Here is a 20,074-nt window from a genome sequence, read left to right as displayed (position 1 = left end):
CCGTCGAACTCATCGGCGGCGTCCGCTTCCCCGCCATCGGCCAACTGCCGTACCTGCTCACCCTCGCAGGCCACGGCTTCTACTGGTTCAGGCTGCGCAAGGACACCGTGTAGCCGTCCGGAACCCCGCGCGGGGCGGTTTCTCCCGTCCCGCCGGGGGCACGCATCAGTAACACCCCGACCGCCCGTGAGCCGGAGCGGCTGTAGCGCCCGGTAGGCGAACCAGAAAAAGGGGCGAAAGGACGCGACGCCATGTCGGAAGCCGTCACGCCGCACTCCACAGCGACAAGTCCTGGGCTGCTCGCCTCCCTCGATCCGCTGTTGCGGGAGTGGCTGCCGCGACAGCGGTGGTTCGCGGGCAAAGGGCGGCCGGTCACCGGGTTCACGCTGGTCGCGGCGACCGAACTGCTGCCCGTGTCCTCGAAGCTGGGGCTGCTCCACCTCCTCGTACAGGCCCATCAGCCGCTGGTGCCGACACAGGGGGCCGTCAGTCATCCGGCCGACTGCTACCAACTCCTCATCGGCGTGCGCGAGACCCTGCCGCCACGGCTGGCGCCCGCGCTGATCGGGCATCTGGAGGAGGGGCCGCTGGCAGGGCGGACGGTGTACGAGGCGCTGTACGACCCCCGCCCCGCCGATGTGCTCCTCGAAGCGCTGCGCACGGGGGCGCGCGTCGGCGACCTGCGCTTCGAACGGAACGCCCGCCATGAGATACGCGCCGGTCTCATACCCCGGGTGATGACCGCCGAGCAGTCCAACTCCTCGATCGTCTACGGCGACACGTTCATCCTGAAGCTACTGCGCCGGATCGCGCCCGGCGTCAACCCCGACCTGGAACTTCCGCTCATGCTGGCCCGCGAGGGCTGCCCCCGGGTACCGGCGCCGGCGGGCTGGCTGACGGCCGGACTCCCCACCACCTCCGCCCCTGACGACACATACGTCCTCGGAGTGCTCCAGCCCTTCGTACAGGGCGCCACGGACGGCTGGGAGCTGGCGCTGCGCGAGCTGGCCAAGGGTGAGGACTTCACGGCGGAGGCGCGGGCGCTGGGGCGTGCGACGGCCGAGGTGCACACGGCGCTGGCGCGGGCGCTGCCGACGGTCACGCTCGGCCGTCCCCAACTGGAGCTGCTCGTCGACGGCATGCTCGAACGGCTGGACGCGGCCACGCAGACGGTACCGGCGCTGCGGCCGTACGCGCCGGGGCTGCGCACGGCGTACGAGGCGCTGGCGGGCCTGGCGGCCGAGGGCCGCATGTGGACGGCCCAGCGCATCCACGGCGACCTGCATCTGGGCCAGTGCCTGCGCTCGCCCGACGGGGAGTGGTCGCTCATAGACTTCGAGGGCGAGCCGTCCAAGCCCCTCGCCGAGCGCCGGATGCCCCAGCCCACCGCGCGCGACATCGCGGGCATGCTGCGCTCCTTCGACTACGCGGCCCACTCCCACGAACCCCTGGTGGGCGGCTGGGCGTCCGCCTGCCGGGCCGCGTACTGCGCCGGGTACGCGGAGATCACCGGCGTCGATCCGCGCACCGACCCCGTACTGCTGCGCGCCTACGAGACGGACAAGGCGGTGTACGAGGTCGTCTACGAGGCCCGGCACCGGCCCGAGTGGCTGCCGGTGCCGTTGGCGGCGGTGTGCCGGCTCGCCGTGAACGATCACGCTCCCGAGATTTCCTGACCATCCCGTTCCTGCCGAGGAGGCCGTACCTGTGACTGACCGCCCCCCGTCCGACGACAGCACGAAGAAGACCACCGAAGGCAAGGCCGGCGCGAAGAAGGCGGCCGTTGCCGGAAAGAAGACGGCAGGGAAGAAAGCGGTGGCCAAGAAGAGCACGGCGAAAGCTGTGGCGAAGAAGACCGCCGAGGGGGCGGCGGCGGTGAAGAAGACTGCCGCGAAGGCCGACGCCACGGCCGTGAAGAAGACAGCCGGGAAGAAGACGGTGTCGAAGAAGACAGCCGGGAAGAAGACAACGGCGAAGAAGGCGGTGGCAAAGAAGGCAGCGGCGAAGACGACCGCCACGAAGGCCGTGGCCAAGAAGGCTCCCGCGCAGCAGGCCGCCGCGAAGAAGGTGGTGAAGCCGAGGAAGTCGCCCGAGTCGATGCCGGGCGCCTCCCGGCCGACGGGCACCACGACCGTGACCGGGCCTACCGAGCCCATCGCCTTCTCCCCCGCCATCGACGGCAGTGACCGCGACCGGCTGCTCAGCGGTACGCACCACGCCCCGCACTCCGTCCTCGGGGCGCACCCCGCGCCCGGAGGCGTCGTGTTCCGGGCCTTCCGGCCGTACGCGCTCGGGGTCACCGTCGTCACGGACGAACTGCGGGCCGAACTGCACGACGACGGGGACAGGTTCTTCTCGGGCCTGCTGCCACTGCGGGCGGTGCCGGCGTCGTACCGGCTGCTGATCGAGTACGAGGGGACGGTGCAGGAGGTCGAGGACGCGTACCGCTTCCTGCCCGCGATCGGCGAGTTCGACATTCACCTGATCGGTGAGGGGCGGCACGAGCAGCTGTGGAGGGCGTTGGGCGCCGAGCCGATGACGCACCAGGGAGTCACCGGTACGCGCTTCACGGTGTGGGCGCCGAACGCACGCGGCGTACGGCTCGCCGGCACGTTCAACTTCTGGGACGGCACGGGATATCCGATGCGTTCGCTGGGCTCCTCCGGGGTGTGGGAGCTGTTCGTTCCCGGGATCGGCGAGGGGGAGCTGTACAAGTTCGAGATCACCCGGCCCGACGGTTCGAAGACCCTGCGGGCCGATCCGCTGGCCCGGCGGACCGAGACGCCGCCCAACACGTCGTCGATCGTGCACGCGAGCCACTACGAATGGGGCGACGAGGAATGGATGACCGCCAGGGCCGAGCGTCCCGTCCACGCGTCCCCGTTCTCGGTGTACGAGGTGCATCTGCCGTCCTGGCGCCCCGGACTGACGTACCGTCAGCTGGCCGAGCAACTCCCGGAGTACGTCAAGGACCTGGGCTTCACGCACGTCGAGCTGTTGCCGGTCGCCGAGCACCCCTTCGGGGGTTCCTGGGGCTACCAGGTGACGGGCTTCTACGCCCCGACCGCCCGTCTGGGCACACCGGACGACTTCAAGTACCTGGTGGACGCGCTGCACCGGGCCGGGGTCGGGGTCCTGATGGACTGGGTGCCCGCCCATTTCCCGCGGGACGACTGGGCGTTGGCCGAGTTCGACGGGTGTCCGCTGTACGAGCACGGGGATCCGGCGCGGGCGGCGCATCCCGACTGGGGGACGCTGGAGTTCGACTACGGGCGGCGGGAGGTGCGGAACTTCCTGGTGGCCAACGCGGTGTACTGGTGCGAGGAGTTCCACATCGACGGGCTGCGGGTCGATGCCGTGGCGTCGATGCTGTACCTGGACTACTCGCGGGAGCCGGGGCAGTGGACGCCGAATGTGCACGGCGGCCGGGAGAACCTCGACGCGGTGGCGTTCCTGCAGGAGATGAACGCGACCGTGTACCGGCGTGAGCCGGGTGTCGTGACCATCGCCGAGGAGTCGACCGCCTGGGACGGGGTCACACGGGCCACGCACCACATGGGGCCGGGGGGCTTCGGCGGCCTTGGCTTCGGCCTGAAGTGGAACATGGGCTGGATGCACGACTCCCTCGGCTACATGGCCAAGGAACCCGTCCACCGCAAGTACCACCACAACGAGATGACCTTCTCGATGGTGTACGCCTACAGCGAGAACTACGTGCTGCCCATCTCGCACGACGAGGTGGTGCACGGCAAGGGTTCGCTGGTGTCGAAGATGCCGGGCGACTGGTGGCAGCAGCGGGCCAACCACCGTGCCTACCTGGGCTTCATGTGGGCCCACCCCGGCAAGCAACTGTTGTTCATGGGCCAGGAGTTCGCCCAGGGGGCGGAGTGGTCGGAGGGGCACGGGCCGGACTGGTGGCTGCTCGACCCCGGCTACGGGGCGGAGGCCGACCACCGTGGCATCCGTGACCTGGTCCGCGACCTCAACGCCGTCTACCGCGCGACCCCTGCCCTGTGGGAACGGGACGTCGAACCCTCCGGGTTCGCCTGGGTCGTCGGGGACGCGGCCGAGGACAACGTGTTCGCGTTCCTCCGTTACGACGCGGAGGGCTCGCCGCTGCTGTCCGTGTCCAACTTCTCTCCCGTCGTCCGGCACGAGTACCGGCTCGGAGTCCCGGACGACGTTCCCGCCTGGCACGAGGTCCTCAACACCGACGCCGCTCCCTACGGAGGCGGTGGCGTGACCAACCCCCACCCCGTCAAGCCCGAGCCCCAGCCCTGGCACGGCCACCCGGCCAGCATCCGGGCGACGCTGCCACCCCTGTCAACGGTGTGGCTCCGCCCGGCGTAGGGTTCCTCGCCCCCGGCGCCCCTTCCCGTCCCACCCCCACGTCACCCAGACTTCCGCGCGCCGAACATCAACCGCCGCAGCGCCGACAGCACACCCCTGGCCTGGCGGTCGGCCGCGTGGGCCGGGGTGCTGGTCGGGGACGGGCCGCCGCGGCGAGGGTCGGGCGCGGGGCGGCGGGCCGCGCTGGCGGGGGACAGTTCGTAGCGGACGGGGAGGAGCCGCAGCCCCCGTACCACCGGCCCCGACCGCCACGGCAACTGATCCGGCGGCAGAGTCAGTTCCGCCTTGGTGAAGTGGTCGAAGACGCGCCCCACGGCGGTGGTCACGATGGTGCGGGCCAGCTCCCGGGCAGCACTGGGGCATTGGTGCGGCCCGGCCCCCCACGCCAGATGCGCCCGCGTACTGATCGTGGACTCGACGATGTGGGAGGCCCCGATGTCCAGCAGATCCTGATGGGCGGCGGCGACGGATGGCGACACGATGTCCCCGGCCCGCACCCAGTAGTTGCCCAGCCGCACATCACGCGCCGCGAACCGGAAACACATGTTGGCCACCGGCGGAGTCACCAGCGCCGCCCGGTTGACGGTCTCCCCGATCCGCCCGGACGCCAGACTGCGCCGTACCGTCGCGTTGCCCCGCAACACCTCCAGCAGGGTGTTGCAGACCATGTTCCCGGTGATGTCGTTCAGGTACACGGCGTTCATGAACAGCTCCCGGCCCAGCTGTTCGTCCGACAGCGACGGGTCGGACAGCAGCATGTACGACGTCAGGTCGTCCCCGGGCACCTCCCGCCGATGCGCCGCCAGCCTCGTCATCGCGGCCAGCGCCCGCGCGGTCGCGGGCCCCGCTTCGGGCCCGCCGTCCAGCATCCGCCACAGGTCCATGACCAACTCGTCGCCCAGCTCGACCGGACAGCCGAACAACTTGGTGGTCACCATCAGCAGCAACGGCCGCGTGTACTGCGCCGCCAGATCCGCGAACCCGGCCGCCCCGGACTCCGCCGCGAGCATCGCGACCAGCTCGTCGGCGTACCGGGCGACGGCGTTCCGCAGCTCCCACCCCTCGGGGCTGTGCCCGTCCTGGAAGGGCCGCATGGCCGAGTGGTACGCCCCGCGCGCGGCCCGGTGCTCCTCGTCGTCGAAGAACATCATCTGCCGTACCTCGTACCCGGCGAGCAGCGGCCAGTCCTGCGGCAGCCGCCCCTCCGCCCGCGCCCGCCAGTGCCGTACGTCCCGCCGCCACACGCTCTCGGTGCGCAGCACCTCCAGAACCTCGCGGTAGTCGAGAACGAGCCAGACCGGAACGCCCATCAGGGCAACGGGTGCCACAGGACCGTGCGTACGCCGCAGCCGCTTGTACACACTGCCCGGATCGGCGTCGAACTCCGAGGTGAGCAGCGGTTCCACGGGCAGCGAATCGAGCCGTGGACTGCCCTCCGGGGCAGCGGCGAACGCGTATGAGTCCATGACGAACACGCATACCGCATCGCACATACACGTGCAGTGACGATGGCATGAACTGTTACGGGTTGGTGATGAGTGTGATCAGTGCGGTGGATGTGGTGAATGGATGCGGTGGATGCGAAGAACGGGGTGAGGCGGCAAAGCGGTGACAAGGGCCAAGAGCAGTGAATACCGCGGCTCACCCGCAGGCCGCCTCAGGCCCCGCCCCTACCCCGTCGCCGCCCGCAGCGCCCCCGGCAGCCCCTCCCGCCCGTACACGACCCCCAGCGCCTGCGTCGCGCGCGTCAGCGCCACGTAGAGGTCACTCGTCCCGAACCGCCCCGGCTCCACGACCAGCACCGAGTCGAACTCCAGCCCCTTCGCCTGCCTCGGGTCCAGCAGCACCACGGCATGGGTCAGGTCGGGCTCCGCGCCCGCCGTCACGCCGTCCAGCCGCGCGGCCAGCGCCCGGCGGAGGTCGCGCGGCGCGATCACCGCGAGTCGGCCCTCGGCCGGGGTCAGTTCGGCGACGGCCTTCGCGACCGCGCCGGGGAGGTCGCCCGCCGCGTCGCGCACCCAGGGCCGTACGCCGGTCGAGCGCACGGAGCTCGGCGGCTCGAAGGACGGGTTCTCGGCGCGTACGACACCGGCGGCGAGGTCCATGATCTCGGACGGGGTGCGGTAGTTGACGCCGAGGCGGGTGTGCTCCCAGCGGTCCTCGACATACGGGGAGAGGATGCCCGACCACGAGCCGACGCCGGCCTCCTCGGCGGTCTGTGCCGGGTCGCCGACGAGGGTCATCGAGCGGGTCGGCGAACGCCGCATCAGCAGCCGCCACGCCATCGGCGACAACTCCTGCGCCTCGTCCACGATGATGTGCCCGAACGCCCAGGTGCGGTCGGCCGCCGCGCGTTCGGCGGCGCTGCGGTGGTCGTCCTCCTCCTGCCGTTCGGCGAACCGCTCGGCGTCGATGATGTCGTGCGCGGACAGGACTTCCGAGCCATCGGGATCGCTGTCCTCCTTGTCCTCGAACTCGTACGTCCGGGAGGCGTACGACACGTCCAGCACGCTCTGGGCGTAGGCGACCTGCGTCTCGCGCTCGCGTTCGGCGCGCGCCCGTGCCAGACGCTCGTCCTCGCCGAGGAGTTCGGCCGCCTCGTCGAGGAGGGGTACGTCCGCCACGGTCCACGCCCGCGTCACCGGGCGGCGGATGGCGTCGGCGTCCTCTTCGCAGACGTATGCGTCGGGTTCGGCGAGGAGGTCGGCGACCAGGCGCTGCGGGGTGAGGAGGGGCCACAACTGGTCGATGGCGGACCAGACTTCGGGGTTCTCGGCGAGTTCGTCTCGGATCTGGGTGATGTCGGCGGCGTCGAGGAGGTTGGTGCCGTCGTACGGGTCGGTGCCGATGCGTTCGGCGACCATGTCCGTGAGGGTGTTGAGGATGTGGCCCTCGAAGTGCTCGCGGGCCACGTTGTGCGGGAGCCGGGCCTCGCGGGTGCGCTCGCGGGCGACGCGGACGAGGTCGTCGTCGAGCATGAGGACCTCGCGGTCGTGCTCGATGGTGATCACGGGGTCGGGCAGGGCCTGCCGGTCGCGTACGGCTTCGGCGAGCACGTCGGCCATGGCGGCGCGCCCCTTGACGCGGGCCGCGGCCGGGGTGTCGGTGGCCCTGGCCCGCACGCCGGGGAACAGTTCGCCGACCGTCGCGAGCAGGACGCCGGTCTCGCCCAGCGCCGGGAGGACCTCGCCGATGTAGCCGAGGAAGGCGGGGTTCGGGCCGACGATCAGTACGGCACGCTTGGCGAGCAACTCCCGGTGTTCGTAGAGGAGATACGCGGCCCGGTGCAGCGCGACGGCCGTCTTGCCGGTGCCCGGCCCGCCCTCGACGACGAGGACGCCCCGGTGCGGTGCGCGGATGATGCGGTCCTGCTCGGCCTGGATGGTCTGCACGATGTCGGCCATCCGGCCGGTGCGGGCCGAGTTGAGCGCGGCGAGCAGGACGGCGTCACCGGTGCGGTCCTCGTGGCCGGTGCGTTCGGTGTCGCCGAGGTCGAGGATCTCGTCGTGCAAGTCGGTGACTCGGCGGCCGTCGGTGGTGATGTGCCGGCGGCGGCGCAGTCCCATCGGGGTGTGACCGGTGGCCAGGTAGAAGGGGCGGGCGACGTCTGCCCGCCAGTCGATCAGGATCGGGGTGAGATCGGCGTCGTCCGCGCGGATGCCGATCCGGCCGATGTGGTGGCTGTCGTGGGAGGTCAGGTCGATCCGGCCGAAGCAGAGCGAGCCGTCGACGGCGTTCAGCGCGGCGAGCAGGCCGGAGCGTTCGGCGACCAGCACGTCCCGTTCGAGCCGGGCCTGCATCGGCGTGCTGCCCTGCGCCAGCGCGTCCGCCACGGCCGCCTCGGTGCCGCCGCGCAGGGCGTCGACGCGTGCGTACAGCGCGTCGATGAATTCCTGCTCGTTACGCAATTCACTGTCTGGAAAGTCGGCGTTTGACAATTCCGCTCCCGGCCGAATATACTGTGGCTATTGAACTTCCTCGCGACCTCATTCTTTTGAAGTCGCGAACCACTGAATATACGCAGAGAAATCCCCCGAGCGCAATTGCGCTCGGGGGATTTCTCTGTATCCGGTGAGGTCAGAGCACGTCGGACAGTTCCTCCAGCAGCCGGCGCTTGGGCCGGGCCCCCACCATCGACTTCACCGGCTCGCCACCGCGGAACACCATGAACGTCGGCATCGACAGCACCTTGAACGCGTTCGTGGTCACGGGGTTCGTGTCCACGTCCAGCTGGACCACCTTGAGCCGCTCGCCCTCCTCGGCGGCGAGGGCGCTCAGCACCGGGCCCATCTGCCGGCACGGCGGGCACCAGTCGGCGGTGAACTCGACGAGCACCGGCAATTCGGAGCCTCTCACCTCCGCCTCGAAGTCCGCGTCCGTCACCTCGGTCACTCCTGCCGCCCTGATCACCGCTCGATCCCTCCCAGTTCGCATCCGGGTTCCGGACCGCCCGGAACCTCCGCCTCGGCCGCCAGCTCGTCCCGCGCCCGCTCGGCCCTGGCCAACTGCGCCCCGACCTGGGCGCGCACAGCCTGCAACTCGCCGATCAGCACGTCGAGTTCGCCCAGCTTGCGCCGGTAGACCGCGAGCGAGGCCGGGCACGCGTCGCCCTCCGGGTGACCGGCCCGCAGACATTCCACGAAGGGCCGGGTCTCCTCCAGGTCGAACCCGAAGTCCTGCAGGGTCCTGATCTGCGTGAGCAGCCTCAGGTCGCGTTCGTCGTACGTCCGGTATCCGTTGCCGCTGCGCCGCGCGGGCAGCAGCCCCCGTGACTCGTAGTACCTGAGCGTCCTCGTGGTCGTTCCGGCCCGCGCCGCCAGCTCGCCGATTCGCATGGAGTGACCGTAATCCTTGACGTCGGCGTCAGGGCAACGGCCTTCACGGGAACGGAGCCGCGCCCGGCCCACGGCCGCGTCGGCGCTCATCGGTCCCCAGCACCACGCCCGGCACCGCACCGCACCCATGGGACTCACCACCCACTCGGATGGGAAAGATTCTCTGACCAAAACAGTCGGGGTCTCTGACCGTTGTCAAGCCATGAAAGAGCCGAGCGGCTGAGCTACGGGGGAGTGCTCAGCCGCTCGGCGTCCATGGGGGGGCGGACCTGCCCGGGGTCGCTCAGGCCTTGGCCAGCTCCTTCTCGCCGCCCGCCTCCGGTACGGCGTCCGGGTCGGGGGCGGCCTCGGAGCCGTGGTCGTCCAGCAGGGTCTTCTCGTCGAAGGGCAGCCCGCCGGCGAGGACCTGCTCGACCCGCTCCTTGTCGATCTCCTTGGTCCAGGTGCCGATCAGGACCGTGGCGACGGCGTTGCCCGCGAAGTTGGTGAGGGCGCGGGCCTCGCTCATGAAGCGGTCGATGCCGACGATGAGGCCGATGCCGTCCACCAGGGCGGGCTTGTGGGACTGGAGGCCACCGGCGAGGGTGGCCAGACCCGCGCCCGTCACACCGGCCGCGCCCTTCGAGGCGACCAGCAGGAAGAGCAGCAGCGGGATCTGCTCGCCGACCGACATCGGCGTACCCAGGGCGTCGGCGATGAACAGGGACGCCATGGTCATGTAGATCATGGTGCCGTCGAGGTTGAAGGAGTACCCGGTCGGGACGGTGATGCCGACCACGGGCTTACTGACGCCCAGGTGCTCCATCTTCGCGATGAGCCGCGGCAGCGCGGACTCGGAGGAGGAGGTGGACAGGATCAGCAGGAACTCGCGGCCCAGGTACTTGAAGAGCGTGAAGATGTTCAGGCCCGCGACGATCCGCAGCAGCGTGCCGAGGATGACGAAGATGAAGAGCACGCAGGTGACGTAGAAGCCGAGCATCAGCACGGCGAGGCTCTTGAGGGCGTCCAGGCCCGCGGACCCGGTGACGGCGGCGATGGCGCCGAAGGCACCGATCGGGGCGGCCCACATGATCATCGCGAGGATGCGGAAGACGAGCCGCTGGATGTGCTCGATCCCACGCAGGATCGGCTGCCCGGCCGAGCCCATGGCCTGCAGGGCGAACCCGGCGAACAGGGCGACGAACAGCGTCTGCAGCACCTCGCCCTCGGTGAACGCGGAGACGATCGTGGTCGGGATGATGCCCAGCAGGAACTCGGTGGTGTCCTTGGCCTCCGACACCTGCGCCTGGCCGGTCTCCTTGACCGCGTCGGTCACCGCGAGGCCGGTGCCCGGCTCCAGGATGTTGCCGACGACCAGGCCGATACCGAGGGCGACGAACGACATCGCCAGGAAGTAGCCGAGCGCGATGCCGCCGACCGCGCCCACCTTGGCGGCCTTCCGTACGGAGCCGATGCCCAGCACGATCGTGCAGAAGATGATCGGCGAGATCATCATCTTGATCAGGTTCACGAAGCCGGTGCCGATGGGCTTCAGCTCGACCGCGAAGTCGGGCGCGATGAGGCCCACGGCGATGCCGAGGGCCACGGCCACGATCACGGCGATGTACAGGTAGTGCGTGCGGTCCCGCTTGGCGGCGGGTGCGGTAGGTGCCGTATCTGTGGTGCTGGCCACGGCTGCCCTCCTCGTCGACGACGTCGTCGGCTCATCCGGTGTGCGGCTCACGACCGGGGGATGGTGGGAGCCGGGGCTCCCGGGTGGGAGACGGACTCCCGGGGGTGGGAGCCTGGGGCTCCCGGGGCGAGAGTGCGGACTCCCAGGGGTGGGAGCCGGTCGGCTCCCGGGGGTGCGGCTGGTGGGAGGCGGGCTCCCGGGTCGGGAGTGGGGGCTCCCAGGGGGTGGGAGCCGGTCGGCTCCCGGGGCCGGGAGCCGCGTCCCGGGGGATGGGGTGACTATCTCCCGCCCTGTGAGGGCGGTCACCCTTCCGTTCATTGAGTTCACGCTCACCCGTGGAGGCAGACTGTTGGCATGCGCGTCCCCGTCCCACGCCTCCTCCGCCCCCGCAGCCTCGCCGGCCAGCTCTTCGCCGTGCAGGCCGTGCTGCTGGCGGTGGTGGTCGCCGGGTACGCGCTGTTCACGTACGTCGGCGACCGCAGCCAGACGGAGGAGGCGGCGGGCCGCCAGGCGATGGGGGTGGCCCGCGCGGTGGCGGACGCGCCGACCGTACGGGAGGCCATCCGCACCGACGACCCGACGGCGACCCTCCAGCCGTACGCGAATCAGGTGCGGCAGGACACCGACGTCGACTTCGTCACGATCATGAACACCGAGGGCATCCGCTGGACCCACCCCAGCCCGGAGCAGATAGGCCGGCGCTTCCTCGGGCACATCGAGCCGGCCCTCGACGGCAGGTCGTTCACCGAGACGTACACCGGGACCCTCGGCCCGTCCGTACGAGCGGTCACGCCCGTCCGGGACGGCGGAAAGATCGTCGGCCTGGTCAGCGCGGGCATCAGGGTCGAGGCGATCAGCGAACGCGTCCAGAAGCAGGTCACCGCACTCGTCGGCGTCGCCGCGGGCGCCCTGGCCCTGGGCGGTGTCGGCACCTACGTCGTCAACGCCCGCCTGCGCCGCCACACCCACGGCATGAACGCCGCCGAGCTCAGCAACATGCACGACTACCACGAGGCCGCCCTGCACGCCGTACGCGAGGGCCTGCTGATGCTCGACGGCCAGTACCGCATCGCCCTGATCAACGACGGCGCGCGGGCGTTGCTGGGGGTGAGGGAGGAGGTGGTCGGCCGCTCCGTCGCCGACCTCGCCCTGCCCGCCCCTCTCACGGGCGCCCTGCTGGCCTCCGAGCCCCGCGTGGACGAGGTGCACCTGACGGCCGAACGGGTCCTGGTGGTCAACACCTCCCCGGTCTCGGGCGGTCAGCGCCGGGGCACGGTGGCCACCCTCCGCGATGTCACCGAACTCCAGTCCCTGATGGGCGAGTTGAACTCCGAACGCGGCTTCACACAGGCACTCCGTTCCCAGGCCCACGAGGCCGCCAACCGCCTCCACACCGTCGTCTCCCTCATCGAACTGGGCCGCTCCGACGAGGCGATCGACTTCGCCACGGCGGAACTGGAACTGGCCCAGGCCCTGACGGACCAGGTGGTCGCGGCGGTGAGCGAGCCGGTGCTTGCCGCCCTGCTGCTGGGCAAGGCGGCACAGGCGAACGAGCGGGGCGTCGAGCTGGTGGTGTCGGACGACAGTCGCATGGACGACGGCCTCCTCCCGCCCTCCCTCCCCGCCCGCGACCTGGTGACCGTCCTCGGCAACCTGATCGACAACGCCGTCGACGCGGCCCAGGGGTCGGTCGGGGCACGGGTGACGGTGACGGCGTACACGGACGCCTCCGTGACGGCGTATGCGGACGCCTCCAGCGCCTCCGATGCCTCCGTGCTGGTGCTGCGCGTCGCCGACACCGGCGCCGGCGTGGACCCGGAGCACGCCGAGGCGGTCTTCGAGCGCGGCTTCTCGACAAAGCCGGCAGGCCCCGGCGGCCGCGGCCTGGGCCTCGCCCTTGTACGCCAGGCCGTACGCCGCCACGGCGGAACGCTCACGGTGGCGGAGGCGCCCGGGGGCGGGGCCGAGTTCGAGGTACGGCTGCCGTTGCCGGGGGCCGGCCCCGCCACGGCACCGGGCGACCATGGGGCGACAGCCGGAGAGATCCCGGAGGTCCCCGCGCACTCCGCCGCGCCCGGAGAGCCTGTAGTGCTTGGAGGCCCCGGAATGTCCGGCGTGCCTGGAGTGCCCGGAGTGCCTGGAGACGACGTATGACCGAGGCGAGACGCACGACGACGACCGCCGAGCAGCCGATCCGCGTGCTGGTCGTGGAGGACGACCCCGTCGCGGCGGACGCGCACGTCATGTACGTGGACCGCGTCCCCGGCTTCACGGCGGTCGGCAAGGCACACACCGGCGCGGAGGCCCGCCGCGCCCTGGACCGCACCCCCGTGGACCTGCTCCTCCTGGACCTCCACCTCCCGGACGTGCACGGTCTGCAATTGGCGCGCTCGTTGCGGGCGGCCGGATATCACGCGGACGTGATAGCGGTGACGTCGGCGCGGGATCTGGCGGTGGTCCGGGAGGGAGTCTCGCTGGGGGTGGTGCAGTACGTACTGAAGCCGTTCACTTTCGCCACGCTGCGGGACCGGCTGGTGCGGTACGCCGAGTTCCACGCGGCGGCGGGGGAGGCGAGCGGCCAGGACGAGGTGGACCGTGCGCTGGCGACGCTGCGGGCGCCGGGGCCTGCGGCACTGCCGAAGGGGTTGAGCGCCCCGACCCTTGAGCGCGTCACCGTGGCGTTGCGGGAGAGCGCCGAAGGCCTGACGGCGGCGGGGCTGGCCGAGGCGGTGGGCATCGCACGGATCACGGCTCGCCGGTATCTGGAGCACCTGGTGGACACGGGGCGGGCGGCCCGGAGTCCACAGTACGGGCAGGTGGGGCGGCCGGAGTTGGTGTATCGGTGGGTTCGGGGGGCGGCCGAGCGGGGGCGTTAGGCGGGGGGTTCGGTGGCGTCGAGTTCGGCGGCCCAGTCGCGGGCTTGGGCGGCATTGGTGGGGGCATCGGCGCGGGTGTAGGCGTCGGCGGCCTGGAGCAAGTGGGCGCGGGCCTCGGCCGGGCGGTGGGCGGCCACGTGGGCGACGGCCAGGTTCTGGAGGACCGTGCCTGCGCCGTACCAGTCCTCGAACTCCCGATAGATCGCCAGGGCCTTGCCATGCGCCTCGACCGCCTCCTCCACGCGGCCCCCCTCACGCAGGGCGAGGCCGAGGTTGTTCCACGCGCTGGCCTCGCGGTGGCGGTCCCCGGCGGCCTGGAGCAGGTCGCGGGCACGGGTGCGGGCCTCGATCGCCTCCTCCACCCGGCCCGCCTCCTGCAGGGCGCTTCCGAGATTGTTCCACGCCATGGCCTCGCCGTGACGGTCCCCGGCGGCCTGGTCCAGGTCACGGGCACGGGTGTGGGCCTCGACCGCCTCCTCCACCCGACCCGCCTCCCGCAGGGCGAGGCCGAGGTTGTTCCACGCCAGGCCGCCGTGACGATCCCCGGCGGCCTGGAGCAGGTCGCCGGCACGGGTGAGGGCCTCGACCGCCTCCTCCACCCGGCCCGTCTCCTGCAGGGCGTTGCCGAGGTTGTTCCACGCCATGGCCTCGCCGTGACGGTCCCCGGCGCGGTGGGCGGCCTCCCGCGCGGCACGCGCGACAGTGGTCAGGTCGTCGAAGTACCGCCGCCAGTCGAGATACACCGCCAGATGCTCGGCCAGCCGCACCGCCGCTTCCGCGTACCGCTCCTCCCGCGCCCACGACACCGCCGCCACCAGCCCCGCCCGCTCCGAGTCCAGCCACGCCAACGCCTCCCCCCGGTCCCCGAACCGCTCCGGCTCCACCCTCCCCGGCAGCCACCGCAACCGAGCATCAGCCGCAGCCGTCCACCGCAGATAGAACCCCAGCACCCGCACCTGCGCCTCCTCCCCCTCCTCCCACAACCCCGCATCCCCCGCCACCACACCCACTCCGAACGCCCGCACCAGGTCGTGCAACCGCCACCGCCCACGCCCGCTCCCCCGCTCGACGAGATGCGCACGGGCGAGGTCCTTCAGGTCCCGGACCGGGGAAACGTCGGCGCCGACCAGCGCGGCGACGGCCTCGTCGCTCGCGTCGGGTCCGGGGGCGAGGGCGAGCAGGCGCAGCAGTCGGGCCTGGTCGGGCAGCAGACGGCGGTAGGAGAGCTCGAAAGCGGCGCGGACGCTGCGCTCGCCATCGTAGAGATCGTCGAGATGGACCAAGCGGTCGTGGGACGCATCGTGGGACTTGGTGAGCTCGTCGACGAGTTCCGCGACCGGCATGCCCGTGTCCTCCGCCAGTAGCGCCGCCGCGATTTGCAGGGCCAACGGCAGGTGTCCGCACAGGGCGGCGAGTCGCCCGGCCACCTCAGGGTCGTCCGTGACACGGCTGTCGTGCGGGTCGGCGATCCGCAGGGCGAGGTCGAGGAGTTCGTACGCGGCCTCGGGTGTGAGCTGGTCCAAGGGCAGGAGCCGGGCCCCCAGTTGGGGCAGGCGGTCGCGGGAGGTGACCAGGACGCGGTGGCGGGTGTCGCCCGGGAGGAGCGGGCGGACCTGGTCCGGCGACGACGCGTTGTCGGCCAGGAGCAGCACCGCGCCCCGCTCCTGGGCGCGCTGCGCCAGCGCCGAACGGTAGAGCACCGCCCGCTCGTCCGCCGTGGCGGGGATGTGCTCCGGCGGAACCCCGAGGGCCCGTAGCAGGGACTGGAGTGCCTGGTCGGCGGTGACCGGTTCCTCGTCGTAGCCGTGCAGGTCGACGAAGAGCACCCCGCCCGGGAACCAGCCCTTCCCGCAGGCCAGGTGGGCGGTCTCGACGGCGAGCGCGGTCTTCCCGATACCGCCGAGCCCGGACACGGCGGCGACGAGGATCGCCGTGGAGTCCCGCGACTGGGGCCCGCCCGGATCCAGCGCGCGCAGCAGCGCGTCCGTCTCCTCTCCACGGCCGGTGAAGCCACCGGGCCTCGGCGGCAGCGAGGCCATGGCCTCCGGCGCGGCGGCCCTGGTCTCCTGGACCACGATCTGGACGCCGACCACCTCGCGCAGGAAGACGCCGCCCCGGAAGTCGGTGTGGTCGCCGCCGTACCAGGCCGCCCCACTGCCCGGCGCGTGCCGCTCCATGGCCCCCGCCACGGCGCCCGCGACCCGCGGATCGGCGGCGAGCAGATCCGCCACCCTGTCGCCCCAGGTCCGTACCGCCTCCCGCCGATCCGGACGGCCCGCCGCTTCGGCGAGCGCCTGTAGAGCCTGCGCGGATTCCTGCGCGGACGCACCCGCTTCCAGCCCCAGCGCCCGAGCCAGTTCCTCCACCGCCCGGCGCCCGGCGTCCCCGCCCGCGCCTTCGGCCAGGGCCGCCAGCAACGCCGCTCTCATGTGCCTGTTCCGTCCCCCGCTCCGCACCGCCGGCCCGCTCGGAGCCGTAGGTCATGGGCCAACGGTACGGCGTCAGCCGGGAGTTCGCGCGGGTCTCGTCGGCCTCGCGTACAGCACGACCTGTACGCCGAGACCGGCCACCGCAACGGCTTCCAGCACCGAGAGCGTGACGAGCAGCGCGCCGCCCTCCCCGTCGGCCCAGAAGACCACCAGCGCCGCCAGCGGTACCGCGCAGAACGCCGTCAGGTCCACCGCGCACTGGATGGCCTTGCGGGACCTGCGGCGCGCGTCGCTCCGGTGTGCCGTCTCCCAGCCGAAGGCCGCGAACTCACCGCCGGGCTGGGCGAGTCGCGTCAGGCGGGGGCCCAGTTCGTCCCGTACGTACCGTCCGATCGCCGAGATCTTCTCGTCGTTGACCAGGTACGTCCACCCGAGCACGACACACACCGGCGGCAACGCGAGCAGCATCGACGCCTGCCTGGCCTGCGCCGCCGCGGCGATGACGGCGGCCACGACCGCGAGCGTCACGTAGAGCAGGTTGTCACGGAACCCGATGCGCGCCTTCTGCTCGTCCTTGACGCTCTGGTACTCGGCGAGCAGCAACTGCCCGACGGTCACGCCGCTCTGTTCCGGCTCCGGCACGCCGGCCCCCTTCCCCCGATGCCCAGCACGTCCACTGGACAGACGACTGAGAGCACCCTAGAGGTCCGTCCCGGGCTCGAAGTCCGGCGCACTGGGCAGGCGGGCAAGCGTCTGGCGTTCCTCCTGTCCCGGTTCGGCATCAGGCCGGTCGACGACACCGTCGTCCACACGGCGGGGCGACTCCTGGACACCACCGGCCTGGGCGGGCACGAATGCCTCGTGGACGCCATCGTCGTCGCCACCGCCGCCCTGTGTCCGCCGCCGGTCCGCATGGTGGCCTCCGACAGCTCCCACATACCGAAGCTGTGCGCCGCAGCCCTGGATCTGCCGAGGCAGCCCGCGATCGGTCTCGTCACCGTCTGACCGACCGGGAACAGAGCACGGCCACTCCGGGCCATGCCAGCGACAAGCGCGCCGCAGCGCGGGCCAACGCCCCCGCCGCGTCGTCGACTTGGCAGTACCGTGGACAGGTGCCAGCGACACAGCCCACCGCGGTCATCCTCACAGCACTCCCCGTGGAGTACGACGCCATACGCGCCCACCTGCCGGACGCCCGCGAGATCGTCCACGACGACGGGACCCGGATGGAGCAGGGCCGCCTCGACGGCACGCCCTGGAGCCTCGCGATCGCCGAGCTGGGCGAGGGTGCCGTGAACGCCGCCGCGTTGACGACGCAGATCGTCGGCTGGCTCCGCCCGGAGGTGCTGCTCTTCGTCGGGGTCGCGGGCGGGCTCAAGGACGACATCGAGATCGGCGACGTCGTGGTCGGCACGAAGGTGTACGCCATCCATGGCGGCAAGCAGACCCCGGAGGGGTTCCACGCCCGGCCCGAGGTCTGGCGCGGTTCGCACCGGCTGTTGCAGACGGCCCGTTCGGCGCTTCGTGACACGGAGGACGGCGTACGCGGCCACCACAAACCGATCGCCTGCGGTGACGTCGTCCTGGCCGACGACAAGTCCGCGTTCGCCGACTACATCCGGCGCACCTACAACGACGCCTGCGCCATCGAGATGGAGGGCTCGGGCGCTGCCCATGCCGCCCACCTGAACGGCCAGCTGGACGCCCTCGTGATCCGGGGCATCAGCGACCGCGCCAACCCCGGCAAACACAAGGCCGACGCCTCGGGGTCCCAGGAGCTGGCCGCCAAGCAGGCGGCCAGGGTCGCGGTCGCCGTTCTCCGGAAGCAGCAGCCGCGCGGCGGCTCGGACTCCGGCTCCGGCTCGGACTCCAAGGAGGGGCCCTTTCGCAGCCACGACGGCGGTGACCGAGCCAAGTACGGCGGCGATCACATCGACTTTCGTGGCAGCACCTTCCACGGGCCCGTCACCGGCAAGACAGTCGGGCCGCGACGGGGCGACGACGGACAACGGTAAGAACACGGCCGCCGAGCACAGCCCCGGCACGGTCCATGGCCCGGTCCCGGTCGCGACGGCCACGCTGCCACCGCGCCCTCTCGGCTTCACAGGGCGATCGGCAGATTTGGATCAACTGCTCACCCACCTCACGCCCGCCCCCGGCGGTACAGCCGCGCCGCCTCTCCTCATCTCCGCGGTCACGGGCATGGGCGGCATCGGCAAGACGGCACTGGCGATCGAGGCCGCTCACCAGGCATGTTCGAGGGGCTGGTTCCCCGGCGGGACGCTTTTCGTCGACCTTCGCGGGTACGACGACAACCCTGTCACCGCCGACCAGGCGGTCCTGGCCCTCCTCGACGCGCTCGACGTGCGTGGAACAAATCTGCCAAAGACGACGGCACGACAGTACGACGCGTACCGGGGGCATCTCGCCGGGCGGGCGGGGCGGACGTTGCTGATCCTCGACAACGCCTCCGCCCCGTCGCAGTTCCTCCCCCTGCTGCCCGGCACCGGCCACCACCGCGTACTGATCACCTCCCGCGACCGTCCGGACTCCCTCCCTCTTCGCCTGGTCGACCTGGAGACCCTGGCCGAGGACGACTCGGCCGCCCTGGTGACACGCGCCCTCCAGGATTTCGACAGCCGCGACGACCGTCCGTCCCGTGAACCGGACGCCCTTCGCGAACTGACCTCACTCTGCGGCCACTTGCCGCTGGCCCTCCAGATCGCGTCCGCGATGCTGCGCAGACGTCGCCATCGGGACATCGCCTCACTCGTGGCCGACATCAAGAGCGCTGGGGACCCGACGTCCGTCCTCGACGACAGCAGCCGAGGTACGGACCAGTACGGCCGCTCCCTCGTCCTCCGCCCAGTCCTGGAAACGTCGTACCGCCGCCTGCCGCCCGACCAGGCCCGGTTGCTGCGTCTGCTGGCCCTGGCCCCCGGCTCCGACACGGGCACGGAGGCCGTGGCCACCCTGGCCGACCTGGACGAGGAAGGCACCCTGCGGCTCCTGGAGGACCTGGCCGCCGCCAGCCTCGCTACCGCCACGGTCGTGGGTGGGGCGGTGCGGTGGCGGTTGCATGACCTGGTGCGGGCGTATGGGACGGGTGTGGTGGCGGACGACGCAGGTCTGCGGGAGGAGGGAGAGACGGCGCGAGAGCGGGTGCTGGGGTTCTACAGCCGGTGGGCGGATGCAGCAGACGACCGGTTGCGGTGGATGCCAGGGCTGCCGGAGCCCGCACGATTCGCCACCCGGGCGGAAGCCTTGGCGTGGTTCGACAGGGAGCGGGCAGGGCTGGTAGCCGCAGTACGTTGGGGGCCGGAACAACGACGGTACGCAAGTGTGGCAGCAAAGCTGGCCACACGATTGTCGGTGTACCTGCACTGGCGCCGGTATTTCGACGATTGGATCACTGTCAGTCTCGCCGCCAAGGAAGCTGCCTCCCGAGTCAAGGATCGCCTGTTCGAGGCCATCGCGGAGGACAACCTCGGCTTTGCACTGTATGCGGTGGGCCGCACAAAAGAAGCGATCAAGGCCCTCAACCATGCCCGTGACCTCTATCAGGCCATCGGCAATCAGCACCACGAGGCCTTCGCCTGGGACCACCTCGGCCTCGCTTTGGGGGGGGACAACCGGGGAGAGGAGGCAATCAATGCCTTCACCCATGCACTCGACCTCTTCGAAGCTGCTGAAGACCACCGCAGCGTGGCTTTCACATTGCATAACCTCGGCTATGTTTTGACTGCGGTTGGCCGAACGGCAGAGGCAGTCAAAACGCTCACCCGGGCCCGTGATTTACGGCAGACGATCAAGGACCGACACGGCAGCTGTAGTTCTTGATCACAGCTGGTCGTGATGGCGGTGTCGTTGCTGGTGGCAGGCTGTCGCGATGGCTTGGTGCCGGCGGCGCCA

15 protein-coding genes are annotated in these 20,074 nt (G+C 71.2%); 8 read left to right on the top strand and 7 right to left on the bottom strand.

The genetic code is table 11. The features are described 5' to 3' along the window. The 3 genes from ACWD3C_RS45075 to glgB form a co-directional block, all read left to right on the top strand. Nucleotides 1-113: alpha-glucosidase C-terminal domain-containing protein (locus ACWD3C_RS45075; RefSeq protein ID WP_451154034.1), on the top strand; the 113-nt coding region annotated here is incomplete at its 5' end. Between the two features lie 138 nt (nt 114-251). Further along, nucleotides 252-1,676, top strand: coding sequence for a maltokinase N-terminal cap-like domain-containing protein (locus tag ACWD3C_RS45070; RefSeq protein WP_451154026.1), 1,425 nt, complete (start codon nt 252-254; stop codon nt 1,674-1,676). 31 nt (nt 1,677-1,707) lie between these two features. Beyond that, nucleotides 1,708-4,350: a 1,4-alpha-glucan branching enzyme gene (gene glgB / locus ACWD3C_RS45065; RefSeq protein ID WP_451154024.1), complete on the top strand. Its 2,643-nt coding sequence runs from the start codon at nt 1,708-1,710 to the stop codon at nt 4,348-4,350. 41 nt (nt 4,351-4,391) lie between these two features. Here glgB and ACWD3C_RS45060 read toward each other — a convergent pair whose 3' ends face one another. From ACWD3C_RS45060 to ACWD3C_RS45040, 5 genes are all read right to left on the bottom strand, one after another. Further along, the gene (locus tag ACWD3C_RS45060; protein WP_451154022.1) at nt 4,392-5,816 is read right to left on the bottom strand and encodes a cytochrome; all 1,425 of its coding nucleotides are present in this window, start codon (nt 5,814-5,816) and stop codon (nt 4,392-4,394) included. Nucleotides 5,817-6,020: 204 nt separating this feature from the next. After that, nucleotides 6,021-8,306 (bottom strand): HelD family protein, encoded by a 2,286-nt coding sequence (locus ACWD3C_RS45055; RefSeq protein WP_451154032.1) that lies wholly within the window; start codon nt 8,304-8,306, stop codon nt 6,021-6,023. 121 nt (nt 8,307-8,427) lie between these two features. Next, on the bottom strand, nt 8,428-8,742 hold the full coding sequence (locus ACWD3C_RS45050) for a thioredoxin family protein (RefSeq protein ID WP_451154030.1): 315 nt from the start codon (nt 8,740-8,742) through the stop codon (nt 8,428-8,430). A gap of 14 nt (nt 8,743-8,756) precedes the next feature. After that, complete coding sequence (locus ACWD3C_RS45045) at nt 8,757-9,185, bottom strand: MerR family transcriptional regulator (RefSeq protein WP_451154020.1); 429 nt, start codon at nt 9,183-9,185, stop codon at nt 8,757-8,759. Nucleotides 9,186-9,468: 283 nt separating this feature from the next. Next, nucleotides 9,469-10,857: a cation:dicarboxylate symporter family transporter gene (locus ACWD3C_RS45040; RefSeq protein WP_451154018.1), complete on the bottom strand. Its 1,389-nt coding sequence runs from the start codon at nt 10,855-10,857 to the stop codon at nt 9,469-9,471. A 354-nt stretch (nt 10,858-11,211) separates the two neighbouring features. On the opposite strand from ACWD3C_RS45040, the gene ACWD3C_RS45035 reads away from it, so the two are divergent. Both ACWD3C_RS45035 and ACWD3C_RS45030 read left to right on the top strand, forming a co-directional pair. After that, entirely contained in the window at nt 11,212-13,011 is a 1,800-nt protein-coding gene (locus tag ACWD3C_RS45035; protein WP_451154016.1) for an ATP-binding protein, read from the top strand. Continuing rightward, complete coding sequence (locus tag ACWD3C_RS45030; RefSeq protein ID WP_451154014.1) at nt 13,008-13,733, top strand: response regulator; 726 nt, start codon at nt 13,008-13,010, stop codon at nt 13,731-13,733. The genes ACWD3C_RS45035 and ACWD3C_RS45030 overlap by 4 nt, the downstream gene beginning before the upstream one ends. On the opposite strand, the gene ACWD3C_RS45025 is transcribed toward ACWD3C_RS45030, so the two are convergent. Then, nucleotides 13,730-16,162 carry an ATP-binding protein gene (locus tag ACWD3C_RS45025; protein WP_451154012.1) on the bottom strand — a complete coding sequence of 811 codons (2,433 nt, stop codon included), beginning with the start codon at nt 16,160-16,162 and terminating at the stop codon, nt 13,730-13,732. The genes ACWD3C_RS45030 and ACWD3C_RS45025 overlap by 4 nt on opposite strands. A 72-nt stretch (nt 16,163-16,234) precedes the next feature. After that, on the bottom strand, nt 16,235-16,804 hold the full coding sequence (locus tag ACWD3C_RS45020; RefSeq protein WP_451154010.1) for a hypothetical protein: 570 nt from the start codon (nt 16,802-16,804) through the stop codon (nt 16,235-16,237). Between the two features lie 18 nt (nt 16,805-16,822). Here ACWD3C_RS45020 and ACWD3C_RS45015 point away from each other — a divergent pair, with 18 nt between their 5' ends. The 3 genes from ACWD3C_RS45015 to ACWD3C_RS45005 all read left to right on the top strand — a co-directional run bounded on the left by ACWD3C_RS45015 (nt 16,823) and on the right by ACWD3C_RS45005 (nt 20,002). Beyond that, entirely contained in the window at nt 16,823-17,167 is a 345-nt protein-coding gene (locus ACWD3C_RS45015) for a hypothetical protein (protein WP_451154008.1), read from the top strand. A gap of 107 nt (nt 17,168-17,274) precedes the next feature. Next, nucleotides 17,275-18,177, top strand: coding sequence for a 5'-methylthioadenosine/S-adenosylhomocysteine nucleosidase family protein (locus ACWD3C_RS45010; protein ID WP_451154006.1), 903 nt, complete (start codon nt 17,275-17,277; stop codon nt 18,175-18,177). A 169-nt stretch (nt 18,178-18,346) separates the two neighbouring features. Then, nucleotides 18,347-20,002 carry a tetratricopeptide repeat protein gene (locus ACWD3C_RS45005; protein WP_451154028.1) on the top strand — a complete coding sequence of 552 codons (1,656 nt, stop codon included), beginning with the start codon at nt 18,347-18,349 and terminating at the stop codon, nt 20,000-20,002. Nucleotides 20,003-20,074 lie beyond the last annotated feature (72 nt).

The organism is Streptomyces sp. NPDC002845 (assembly GCF_053591955.1).
The sequence above is the reverse complement of the archived record's forward strand: the minus strand, read 5'-3'. Positions and strand labels throughout refer to the sequence as shown.

Excerpts from the sequence above, each read along its gene's own strand:
- ACWD3C_RS45070 (WP_451154026.1), top strand. The coding sequence starts at position 252 with ATGTCGGAAGCCGTCACGCCGCACTCCACAGCGACAAGTCCTGGGCTG.
- ACWD3C_RS45060 (WP_451154022.1), bottom strand. The coding sequence starts at position 5,816 with ATGGACTCATACGCGTTCGCCGCTGCCCCGGAGGGCAGTCCACGGCTC.
- ACWD3C_RS45045 (WP_451154020.1), bottom strand. The coding sequence starts at position 9,185 with ATGCGAATCGGCGAGCTGGCGGCGCGGGCCGGAACGACCACGAGGACG.
- ACWD3C_RS45035 (WP_451154016.1), top strand. The coding sequence starts at position 11,212 with ATGCGCGTCCCCGTCCCACGCCTCCTCCGCCCCCGCAGCCTCGCCGGC.
- ACWD3C_RS45030 (WP_451154014.1), top strand. The coding sequence starts at position 13,008 with ATGACCGAGGCGAGACGCACGACGACGACCGCCGAGCAGCCGATCCGC.
- ACWD3C_RS45025 (WP_451154012.1), bottom strand. The coding sequence starts at position 16,162 with ATGAGAGCGGCGTTGCTGGCGGCCCTGGCCGAAGGCGCGGGCGGGGAC.
- ACWD3C_RS45015 (WP_451154008.1), top strand. The coding sequence starts at position 16,823 with ATGCCCAGCACGTCCACTGGACAGACGACTGAGAGCACCCTAGAGGTC.